At 66.8% G+C, this 10,815-nt stretch carries 9 protein-coding genes; 5 read left to right on the top strand and 4 right to left on the bottom strand.

What is annotated here, in order from left to right:
• The 4 genes from DTW89_RS17380 to DTW89_RS17365 form a co-directional block, all read left to right on the top strand.
• Positions 1-3,055: efflux RND transporter permease subunit (locus DTW89_RS17380; RefSeq protein ID WP_114656840.1), on the top strand; the 3,055-nt coding region annotated here is incomplete at its 5' end.
• The gene (locus tag DTW89_RS17375; RefSeq protein WP_114656838.1) at positions 3,055-4,509 is read left to right on the top strand and encodes an efflux transporter outer membrane subunit; all 1,455 of its coding nucleotides are present in this window, start codon (positions 3,055-3,057) and stop codon (positions 4,507-4,509) included. The genes DTW89_RS17380 and DTW89_RS17375, both read left to right, overlap by 1 nt.
• A 213-nt stretch (positions 4,510-4,722) precedes the next feature.
• Positions 4,723-5,547, top strand: coding sequence for an undecaprenyl-diphosphate phosphatase (locus DTW89_RS17370; protein ID WP_114656837.1), 825 nt, complete (start codon positions 4,723-4,725; stop codon positions 5,545-5,547).
• 10 nt (positions 5,548-5,557) lie between these two features.
• Positions 5,558-6,439 carry a MipA/OmpV family protein gene (locus DTW89_RS17365; protein WP_236637190.1) on the top strand — a complete coding sequence of 294 codons (882 nt, stop codon included), beginning with the start codon at positions 5,558-5,560 and terminating at the stop codon, positions 6,437-6,439.
• A 51-nt stretch (positions 6,440-6,490) separates the two neighbouring features.
• Here the strand turns inward: DTW89_RS17365 and DTW89_RS17360 are convergent, their stop codons facing one another.
• Together DTW89_RS17360 and DTW89_RS17355 are read right to left on the bottom strand one after the other, a co-directional pair.
• Positions 6,491-7,312, bottom strand: coding sequence for an alpha/beta fold hydrolase (locus tag DTW89_RS17360; protein WP_114656836.1), 822 nt, complete (start codon positions 7,310-7,312; stop codon positions 6,491-6,493).
• Between the two features lie 44 nt (positions 7,313-7,356).
• Positions 7,357-8,184: a proteasome-type protease gene (locus DTW89_RS17355; protein ID WP_087746931.1), complete on the bottom strand. Its 828-nt coding sequence runs from the start codon at positions 8,182-8,184 to the stop codon at positions 7,357-7,359.
• Positions 8,185-8,470: 286 nt separating this feature from the next.
• Between DTW89_RS17355 and DTW89_RS17350 the strand changes: the two genes are divergently transcribed.
• Complete coding sequence (locus DTW89_RS17350) at positions 8,471-9,676, top strand: alpha/beta hydrolase family protein (protein WP_236637189.1); 1,206 nt, start codon at positions 8,471-8,473, stop codon at positions 9,674-9,676.
• A 45-nt stretch (positions 9,677-9,721) separates the two neighbouring features.
• Here DTW89_RS17350 and DTW89_RS17345 read toward each other — a convergent pair whose 3' ends face one another.
• Both DTW89_RS17345 and DTW89_RS17340 read right to left on the bottom strand, forming a co-directional pair.
• Positions 9,722-9,985, bottom strand: a complete 264-nt coding sequence (locus DTW89_RS17345) for a hypothetical protein (protein WP_114656834.1) — start codon at positions 9,983-9,985, stop codon at positions 9,722-9,724.
• Positions 9,986-10,087: 102 nt separating this feature from the next.
• Positions 10,088-10,645, bottom strand: a complete 558-nt coding sequence (locus tag DTW89_RS17340) for a hypothetical protein (protein ID WP_114656833.1) — start codon at positions 10,643-10,645, stop codon at positions 10,088-10,090.
• Positions 10,646-10,815: the final 170 nt, after the last annotated feature.

The raw sequence follows: 10,815 nt of genomic DNA, 5'->3' as shown, positions 1-10,815 counted from the left end.
GTCGTACTTTTTGCTCCCCGTCGCCCCGCTGCCCCAGGTCGATTACCCCACCATCTCCGTCAGCGCCAGCCTGCCCGGCGCCAGCCCCGACACCGTGGCCGCTACCGTCGCCACGCCGCTGGAGCGGGCGCTGGGCTCCATTGCCGGGGTCAACGAAATCACCTCGCGCTCCATCCTGGGCAGCACCAGCATCACGCTGCAGTTTGATTTGAGCCGCAACGTGGACAGCGCCGCGCGCGACGTGCAGGCCGCCATCAACGCCGCGCGCACGCTGCTGCCCACGGGCATGCCCAGCAACCCGACCTACCGCAAGGTGAACCCGGCCGACTCGCCCATCATGATCTTGGCGCTCACGTCCAGCGCGCTCACGCGCGGGCAGATGTACGACGCGGCCTCCACCGTGCTGGCGCAAAAGCTCTCGCAGGTCGAAGGGGTGGGGCAGGCCACGGTGAGCGGCGGCGCGCTGCCTGCGGTGCGCGTGTCGCTCGACCCGGTGCGGCTGGCGGCCAACGGGGTCTCGCTGGAGCAGGTGCGCGGCGCCATCAGCAGCACCAACGCCAACCGCCCGCTGGGCGCGGTGGAGCGCGAAGACCATTATTGGCAGATTGCCGCCAACGACCAGGCCCGCGTGGCGGCCGACTATGCGCCGCTGGTGCTGCGCTGGCAAAACGGCAATGCGATTCGCCTGGCCGATGTGGCCGAGGTGACCGACTCGGTGCAGGACGTGCGCAATTTCGGTGTGGCCAACGGCAAGCCGGCTGTGCTGCTGCAGGTGTACAAGCAGCCCGGCGCCAACATCCTGGAGGCGGTGGACCGCGTGCGCGCGCTGCTGCCGCAGCTCAAGGCCTCCATTCCGGCGGCGATCGACGTGGAGATCGTCTCTGACCGCACGCCCACGCTGCGCGCCTCGGTCAAGGAGGTGGAGCATGCCCTGCTGATTGCGGTGGCGCTGGTGGTCCTGGTGGTGTTTCTGTTCTTGCGCAACGGGCGCGCCACGCTCATCCCGGCAGTGGCCGTGCCGGTGTCGTTGGCGGGCACGTTTGGCGTGATGTACCTGGCGGGCTACACGCTCGACAATCTTTCGCTCATGGCGCTGACCATTGCCACCGGCTTCGTGGTGGACGACGCCATCGTGGTGCTGGAGAACATCATGCGCCACATGGAGCGCGGCAAAACGGCGCTGCAGGCATCGCTGGACGGCGCGCGCGAGATCGGTTTCACCGTGGTGTCGATGAGCCTGTCGCTCATTGCCGTGTTCGTGCCCATTTTGTTCATGGGCGGCATCGTGGGGCGGTTCTTTCACGAGTTCGCCATCGTCATGTCGGCGGCCATTCTGGTGTCGCTGCTCGTGTCGCTCACCACCACGCCCATGATGTGCGCGGCGCTGCTCAAGCAGCCGCACCGTGGTGCCACGGCGCCCGGCGCCGCGTGGTGGGCGCGCTTCTCGCGCTGGGTGGATGGTCTGCAGGCCCGGGGCCTGCGCGGCTACCGGCGCAGCCTGGCCTGGTGCCTGCGCCACCAGCCACTGGTGCTGCTGGTGCTGGCCGGCGTGGTGGGGCTGAATGTGACTCTCTACACCGCCATCGAAAAAGGCTTCATGCCCGAGCAGGACACGGGCCGCATTTCGGGCTTCATCCGCGCCGACCAGGCCACCTCGTACCAGGCCATGGAGCAGCGGTTGCAACGCTTTCTGGCCATCGTGCAGGCCGACCCCGCAGTCGAGCATGTCACGGGTTTCACCGGTGGCTGGCAGCGCAACGCGGCGCAGATGTTCATGACGCTCCAGCGCGGGCCGGGGCAGGAGACGTCCGAGGCCGTCATCACCCGCCTGCGCGCGCAACTGAAAGACGAGCCCGGCGCGCGCCTGTTCATGGTGCCCCAGCGTGACATCCGCATTGGCGGGCGGCAAAGCAGCGCCTCGTTTGACTACACCCTGCAGGCCGACGACATTGCCGAGCTGCGCACCTGGGAGCCGCGCATCCGCCAGGCCCTGGCGCAACTGCCCGAACTCGAAGACGTGAACAGCGACGTGTCGGACTATGGCCTGCAGACCACCTTGGTGATCGACCGCGACGCCGCCATGCGCGCGGGCCTGACCATGGCCACCATCGACGCCACGCTGAACGACGCGTTCGGCCAGCGCCAGGTGGGCGTGATCTACAACCCGCTCAACCAATACCGTGTGGTGATGGAAGCCGCCCCGCGCTACCTGCAAAGCCCCGAGACGCTGCGCGGCTTCTTCTTTGTCAACAGCGCGGGCCAGCAGGTGCCACTGACCGCGTTTGCGCGGATCACCACCACCAACACGCCGCTGTCGGTCAGCCACGAGCGCGGCACGCCGGCCAGCACCGTGAGCTTCAGCCTGGCGCCGGGCGTGTCGCTGTCGCAGGCCACCGATGCCGTGCACAACGCGGTGGCCGAGCTGGGCGTGCCCGTGGGAATTCGCGGCACGTTTGGCGGCACGGCGGGGGCGTTTCAGGACGCGCTGGCGGGCCAGCCGCTGCTGATCCTGGCCGCCATCATCACCATCTACCTCGTGCTGGGCATCCTGTATGAAAACCTGCTGCACCCGCTCACCATCCTCTCCACCCTGCCATCTGCCGGGGTGGGAGCGCTGCTGGCGCTGATGCTGTTCAAGACCGAGTTCTCGTTGATCGCGCTCATCGGCGTTATTTTGCTGATCGGCATCGTCAAGAAAAACGCCATCATGATGATCGACTTCGCCCTGGTGCGGCAGCGCGCTGGCCACATCACGGCCGCGCAATCCATCTACCGCGCCTGCAGCCTGCGCCTGCGCCCCATCCTCATGACCACGCTGGCCGCCATCTTTGGCGCGCTGCCGCTGGCGCTGAACCGGGCCGATGGCGCCGAGCTGCGCCAGCCCCTGGGCATTGCCGTGGTGGGCGGGCTGCTGCTGAGCCAGCTGCTCACGCTGTACACCACGCCCGTGGTCTATGTGGCGCTGGACCGACTGCGCGCGCGTGTGCAGCGCTGGGCGCGCTGGCGCCGCCACCCGGCTGGCGGCCCGAAGCCCGCGCTGCAAGGAGATTCCTGATGCACCCCGATAGCTCTTATTTTAATAGCTGTTTGCGCTTATCCAGTAAGCGATGGAAGCCATTTTTGCTCGTTATTTCGGCGCTGCTCACGGCCTGCAGCTCTCCGCCGCCCCATGAGCGCCCGGCGCTCGACGTGCCCACCGCCTTCAAGCAAGGCGTGCAAGGCAGCGCCGTGTGGCAAACCGCCCAGCCGCAAGACAGCGTGCCCGACGCATGGTGGACGCTGTTCGCCGACCCTGCGCTTGATGCGCTGCAAGAGCGCGCCGCCAGCGGAAACCAGAACGTGGCTTTGGCCGTGGCCCGGCTGCGCGCCGCGCGCGCCGCACTCGACAACGCTGGCGCCGCCGGCCTGCCCAGCCTGGGCGCCACGGCCAGCAGCGCACGCTCGCGCAGCGGCACCACCGTCGATGAAAGCGCCCAGGCGCGCACCCGCAACAGCCAGGCCCTGGGCCTGAATGCCAGCTGGGAGCTGGACCTGTGGGGGCGCCTCTCGGGCGGGGTGGATGCCGCGCGCGCCAGCGTAGAGGCCAGCGCCGGCGACCTGGCCGCCATGCGCCTGTCGGTGCAGGCCACGGTGGCGCAAACCTACTTCGCGCTGCGCGCCGCCGAGGCACAGGCGAAGCTGCTCGCCGACACCCTGGCCGCCTACGAGCGCAGCTGGGAGCTCACGCGCAACCGCCAGCGCGCGGGCGTGGCCTCGGCGGCCGACGTGGCGCAGGCCGAGGCGCAATACAAGTCCACCCAGGTGCAGCTGCTGGAGGCGCAGACCAGCCGCGCCCAGCTGGAGCACGCGCTGGCCGCGCTCACCGGCCAGGCCCCGGCCGCGCTCAGCCTTCCCGCCACGGCCGCGCTGCCCGCGCCGCCCGCCGTGCCCGCGCAACTGCCCTCGCGCCTGCTGGAGCGCCGCCCCGACATCGCCGCCGCCGAACGCCGCGTGGCGGCGGCCAACGCGCAGATCGGCGTGGCGCAGGCTGCGTTCTTTCCGGCGGTCACGCTGTCGGGCGCGGCGGGTTATCGGGGCGCGGAGCTGTCCAATTTGCTGAACGCTCCCCACCTCTTCTGGTCGCTGGGCCCCGCGTTGGCCGTCTCCCTTTGGGATGGCGGCGCCCGCAGCGCCGCCGTCGAATCGGCCCGCGCCACGCACGACCAGGCCGTGGCCAGCTACCGCCAGACCGTGCTGACCGCGCTGCAGGAGGTGGAAGACAACCTTGCCGCCGCCACCGCGCTGGAGCGCGAACAGCAACTGCAGGCCGAGGCCGTGGCCGCCGCCCAGCGCGCGCTGGATGTGGTGAGCAACCAGTACCGCGCGGGCACCGTGGGCTATCTGAACGTGCTGAGCGCGCAGACCACCGTGTTGTCAGCCCGGCGCAACCTGATTGACGTGCGCAGCCGCAGGCTGGCAGCGGTGAACACGCTGCTCAAGAATGTGGCGGGGAGCTGGTTGGACGGGTGAGGGGCGGAGTTTTGGGACAGGCCCAACGCAAATAAAAGTAGCTGCCGGCGATTGACGGATAAGCGTTTGCAGCGGTTTTTGCACTGTTTCTTGCAGGCGTGCAGGTACCCGCCGAGCTTGGCCCCGGTGCGCTTGTGTGCAAGGCGTTCCAGGCCAGCCGTCAGGTGATAATTTGCCCTTTTTGCCAGCCCGAAGGGCTTAAAGGACGTACGCGTGGACATTGTTTTGCTGGTCAAGGCCGCCATCATGGGTGTGGTCGAGGGCCTGACCGAGTTTCTTCCCATCTCTTCTACTGGTCACCTGATTCTTGCGGGGTCGCTGCTGGGTTTTGACGATGCCAAGGCCCAGGTGTTCGACATCGCCATCCAGACGGGCGCCATCTTTGCCGTCATCCTGGTGTATTGGCAAAAAATCCGCGCCACGCTGGCGGCCCTGCCTACCGAGCGGCAGGCACAGCGTTTTGCGCTCAATGTGCTGATTGCCTTTGTGCCGGCGGTGGTGCTGGGGCTGCTGTTTGGCAAGGCCATCAAGGCCAACCTGTTCACCCCCGTGGTGGTGGCCAGCACCTTCATCATTGGCGGCTTCATTATCTTGTGGGCCGAACGCCGCCCTGCTGCGGCCACCCGCATCCAAGAGGTGGAAGACATGACTGCGCTGGATGCCCTCAAGGTGGGCCTGGTGCAGTGCCTGGCCATGGTGCCGGGCACCAGCCGCAGCGGCGCCACCATCATTGGCGGCATGCTGCTGGGCCTGTCGCGCAAGGCCGCCACGGATTTTTCGTTTTTTCTGGCCATTCCCACGCTGATTGGTGCGGGGGCGTACAGCCTGTACAAGGATCGTGCCTTGCTGTCGGCGGCCGACATTCCGCTGTTTTCCGTGGGGCTGGTGTTCTCCTTCATCAGCGCCTGGCTGTGCGTGCGCTGGCTGTTGCGCTACATCAGCACCCACAGCTTTGTGCCGTTTGCGTATTACCGCATCGCGTTCGGGGTGGTGGTGCTGGTTTCGGCATGGACTGGCCTGGTGCAGTGGGCCGGCTGATAATGGCGCCATGACCTACCTGCCGCGCCGTCCTTCGGGCCTTCCTTTGGGCCTTTGGGGCTGCGCTGTCTGCACTGTCTTGTGGGGCCTGGGCGCCGGTCTGCCCGCCATGGCCGAGGATGTGCCGCCCGCCGTCAACCCAGACGGCTCCCCCAAGCTCAACTATGTGCTGGGCGCCGTGGTGAGCAACGGCCCGGACTACGCCGGCGGCGATGGCCGTTCGTCCCACCTGAGCCCGTCATGGGCGCTGGAATACGGTCGGTTTCGCCTGAGCACCTCGCGCGGCAGCACCCTCATGGGCCATGGGCTGGAGCAGCGCGAATCGGGCGCCACCGCCATCCTGGCCGAAAGCGACCGGTTCAGCCTGAGCGCATCGCTGCGCCTGGACAGTGGTCGCGATAGCAGTGATGCGCCGCGGCTCTCCGGCCTGCCCGATGTGCGATCCACCCTGCGCGCCCGGGTCAGCGCGGGCTATGCCATCACGCCCCGATGGTCGGTGGGTGCAGGGCTTTCGCAAGACATCCTGGGGCGCGATGGGGGGGCGCAGCTGAACACCAGCGTGTCCTATACCCTGCCCGTCACGCAGCAGACCCGCATGGTTTTTGGCGCCGGCGCCAGTTTTGGCGACCGCACCTACCTGCGCGCCCGGTTTGGCGTGCCCGCAGTGGCGGGCGGCGCTGGGGCAGCCCGCCTGCCCGCGTACGAGCCCGGTGGCGGTCTCTACAGCGTGGACCTGGGCGTGGATGTCATGACGGCGCTCAACCGCCATTGGGTGGTGTGGGGCGGCGTGGGTGTCTCGCAATTGCAGGCAGACGCGCGCCGCAGCCCCCTGACGGTGAAGCCCACCGGCTATAGCGCCTCGGTGGGGCTGGCCTACCGCTGCTGCCGTTGACGCGGCCCGGCGCCGAGCGCGAATGTCGGGCAGCCGGGCGGTCGGCCGACTTCAGTGCGCCGCGCTCGGCAGTGCAGCCAGGTTCAGCAAGGCCGCCTCGATGGCGGCGGCGGTGGCCAGCGGCTGCTCCATCGGGAACAAGTGGCTGCCGTCCAGCATCATGATGCGCCCGCCCGTCACCCGCCGGGTCAGCGCCATGCCCACCTGGCGCATCTCCACCGATGCCAGCCCGCCGATGAATGCCGCCGGGCAGCGCAGCGGGTGGCGGCGCAGCAGGCGGTCCAGGTTGTGCGGCAAGGTGTTGTAGATGGCGGTTTCCACCGCCCGGTCAAAGCCCAGCACCCGGCGCCCGTCCTCGTCGTGCAGGCCGTGCGTGACATAGTCGCGCAGCACCTGCGGGTCCCACTGCGCAAACACCTTTTTCTTGCCAAAGTGCTCCAGTGCCTCTGCAGTGCTGGCCCAGCTCATGCGGCGCTGGCGGCTCACGCGGCCGGGCGACACGGCGCCCACCAGCTGCGTGCGCTTGGCCACGCCCACGGTGGTGGCGCGCCAGCCGCTGATGAGCGGTGAGTCGAGCATCAACACGCCGCGCGCCAGCGTGGGGTGCTGCGCCGCCGCCATCACGCTCAGAATGCCGCCCAGCGAATGCCCCACCAGAAACACCCGCTCGCCCGATTCCGCCACCTGCTGCGCCGCAAAATCAGCCAGCTGCTGCACCAGATGCGGCCAGTTGCTGGTAACCGGGTATTGCGCATCGTGGCCAAAGCGGTCGATGGCGGCCACGTCAAAGCCGCGCTGGCGCAATTGCCCAAAAAGCACGTTGTAGGTGCCCGCCGGAAAGCTGTTGCCGTGCGAGAAAACGATCTTGGCCATCAATCCATCAGGGTGCGGGTGCGGGGCAGGGGCTGTGCTGAGGCTCAGACCAGCTTCTCGCGAAAGTTGGTGATCTTCTTGAGCGGCTTGCTGCGCTCCGGGTTCACCATGATGGGGGCATCGGTCAAGCGGCCGTCCCAGGCCGGGTCTTCGATGCTGTCGAATACCTCGCGCAGCTTTTGCCCCCAGCGGTCATGCAGCATGCGAAAGTAGGGGTTGTTCTCGTCAATGCACGCGATCTTGTCGGTGGTGAAACGGTCCACCTCATACACCACCAGGTCCATGGGCAGGCCCACCGAGAGGTTGGACTTGAGCGTGCTGTCCATCGACACCAGCGCGCACTTGGCCGCCTCGTCAAGCGGCGTCTCGGGCGTCAGCACGCGGTCGAGCACCGGCTTGCCGTATTTCGACTCGCCCACCTGGAAATACGGCGTCTCGGCGGTCGATTCGATGAAATTGCCCGCCGAATACACCTGAAACAGCCGCATGCCCTCGCCCTTGATCTGGCCGCCAAACACCATCGACACATTGAAATCCACCTCTGCGCGCTTGAGCGCCGCGCCATCGCGCTCATGCACATGGCGCACGGCGGCGCCCAGCACGCGGGCGGCGTCGAACATGCTCCTGGCGTTCCAGATGGTGACGGGCTCGCTGTCGGCAGCGTCCTTGATCTGCGTGGTCTGCAAAATCTCGCGCACCGACTGCGAAATGCTCAGGTTGCCGGCCGACAGCAGCACCATGAAGCGATCGCCCGCTTTCTCGTAAACCATGATCTTGCGGAACGAGCTGATCTGGTCCAGCCCGGCATTGGTGCGTGAATCGGACAGGAACACCAGCCCGGCATTGAGTTTGATGGCGACGCAGTACGTCATGGGGAATGCGAGAAAGAGGAAAAGCAGAGAGTGTAGTGCTGCGCTTCAGTGCAGCCTGCGGCCATCAGCGGTGGTGCAGAATTAATATAAAAATAATAGCTGTCAGCGCTTATTCCATAAGCGCTAGAGGCCAATTTTGCTTGAAGTTGAGCAGTTTTGCCGTGGGGCACCCCGGTGCGCCACACCCACTGCGGGCCGGTGCGGGCTCAGGGCGATTGCGCACGCGCCGGGCAGCGCAGGCCGCACAGCCCTATCATCCACTGATTAACTTGCAAGGGTTCCTGCCGTGTTGACCTCTTTGATCTCTTCTGGAACCCGCCGCGCCTGCGTGCTGGCCCTGGCTGCCGCCCTGGCTGCCTGCGGCGGCGGTGGTGCCGAAGACACCCCCAACGTTGGCAACCCGCCAGCGCCGCCCACTGTGCCCGCGGGCACCGGGCAACTCCACTCGGCCACCTTGCTGGGCACCATCTCCGCCGTTGACATTGCTGCCGCGCTGTCCTCCGAAGAATCGCTGGCCGAAGACGTGGTGCCGCGCTACGCCGTCACCTCGTACCGGCTTGAATACCTGACCACCGATGCCGATGGCAAAGAGGTGCGCGCCTCGGGCCTCATCAGCGTGCCGCAAAAGGCGGCCGGCGCCAAAAGCCCGGTGCTGAGCTACCAGCACGGCACCATCTTCAAGGACGCCGAGGCCCCCAGCAACAACGCCGTGGCGTCTGAGGTGTCGGTGGTGTTGGCGTCGCTGGGTTACATCGTGCTGGCGCCCGACTACGTGGGGTTTGGCGCCTCCAAGGGCACGCCCCACCCCTACCTGCTGTCGGCGCCATCCGCTGCTGCCACCGTCGACTTTTTGACCGCCGCCCGCACCTGGCGCGGCCAGGCCAACGTGGCCGACAACGGGCAACTCTTCCTCACCGGGTATTCCGAGGGCGGCTACGTCACCATGGCTGCGCACCGTGCCCTGCAGGCCAGCGGCTCATCGCATCTGCAGCAACTGCGCATGGTGGTGCCCGGTGCCGGTCCCTACAACGTGCAAAGCACCATGGACGGACTGGTGGAACTGGTGCGCGACGAGCAGCCCGTGCTGGGCGCACTCATCAACCCCGGCTTCCTGCGCTACCTGGGCGGCAGCGCGCAGCGCGAGGTGCGCCGCCTGCTGTTGCGCGCGCTGTTGCCGGGCGATGCCGACGTCACCTATGACACCCGTTTCATCGACCGCTTCCTGGCCGACGATGTGCAATACATCGCCAACACCAGCAGCGTCCACGACTGGAAGCCCAACCTGCCCGTGCGCCTGTTCCACGGCCAGGAAGACCGCACCGTGCCCTATGCCAGCTCGGTCAACACCCTGCGCGCCATGCAGGCCCGTGGTGCGGGCGAGCTGGTCAGCCTGACCGATTGCCGCGCCCAGCCCTCCGGGCACCTGCAGTGCGTGCCGCCGTTCATCACCTTCATGCTGGGGCAGCTGGCGCCTGTGGCGCAGGATTTGTGATGAGCACGGGCCGGTGACAGGCCACCCGCTGCGGTGCGGCGGGTCTCAAACCTCCCAGAACGCCTCGATCAGCTCGCCCTGCGCATCGAGCAGCCACCACTCGATCACCGCATCGCGCGGGCCCACCCCCAGAACGCTGAACAGACCGCGCGGCGCTGACCGGCGCGGGCAGCGCCACAGCTGGTCACCTGGCTGCGCCATGGCCAGCACCTTGGCGCGAATGGTGGGCGGCACCTCGGGGCTGTGCGGGTCCACCGAGCGGTCTTCGCCATCTGCGATGTCGTGTGGTGTGGCGGCGGTCGGGCGCATGTCGGTTTCCTTCAGGGGGCTGCGTTCAAGGTGTTCCTATTCGGCGCAGCGTGCACCGCCTGCCGGTTGCGCAATGAATGTGCTGACAGTCGCTGGGCGAATCTAGAAAAGGCCTGCAGGTTTCGTCGGCATGTTGCCATGCAAGCGGCCCGCAAGATCAATGTTGTGACCGGTCGTTCCGGTGGGAGTGGCGTAAAACTCCATCGGATCAATCGCTTCTTTGACTTCGCTCGCCATGCCAAACAGCTTTTCTGCACCGAGCCAGCGGGAGCCGTTTGCCATGGTGACGCGATACCGCCCCAACGGTACATGGAGGGATGCTGTTTCGCCAGCACGGATGGGAATGAGCACTACCGGCTTGCCGCTGTGCCATTCATCCAGCCGCACCACATGGTGCAACCCGGAACGGATGGGGGCCTTGATGGTGAGCGGGGCGGTGGCTTGTCCACCGGTTTGGATATACCACCGTGCCGCGCCCGTTGGCGGGAAGGGTTGGGCCTTTTCCCGTTCCAAAAAGTACTTGAAACCAACGAACAGCAGCCCCAGCACGGCAACCCACACAAACGCCTTTAACCACGAAGGCAGCGAATTCGTCCGCAGTGAATGCAGAGTGCCACGGTTGCGGCGTTCGCGCATGTAATCTCGATCGGCAAGGCCCATGAAAAATCCTTTTGTTGCTGGCTTGTTGACGCAATTGTGCTAAGGCTACGCTGAACAAGCCGTCGAAAATTTCCGCGCAAACCTGGATGACGCAGTTTTTTGGACTTTTATGCCTCTCGCGCGGCCCATTTGGGCAGTTCGCGGGGCGCTGAGGCCCGATTTCCGCCCTT

The organism is Acidovorax sp. BoFeN1, from assembly GCF_003345135.1.
Classification (GTDB): Bacteria; Pseudomonadota; Gammaproteobacteria; order Burkholderiales; family Burkholderiaceae_C; genus Acidovorax; species Acidovorax defluvii.
This window is presented reverse-complemented; position numbering and strand designations above follow the sequence as displayed.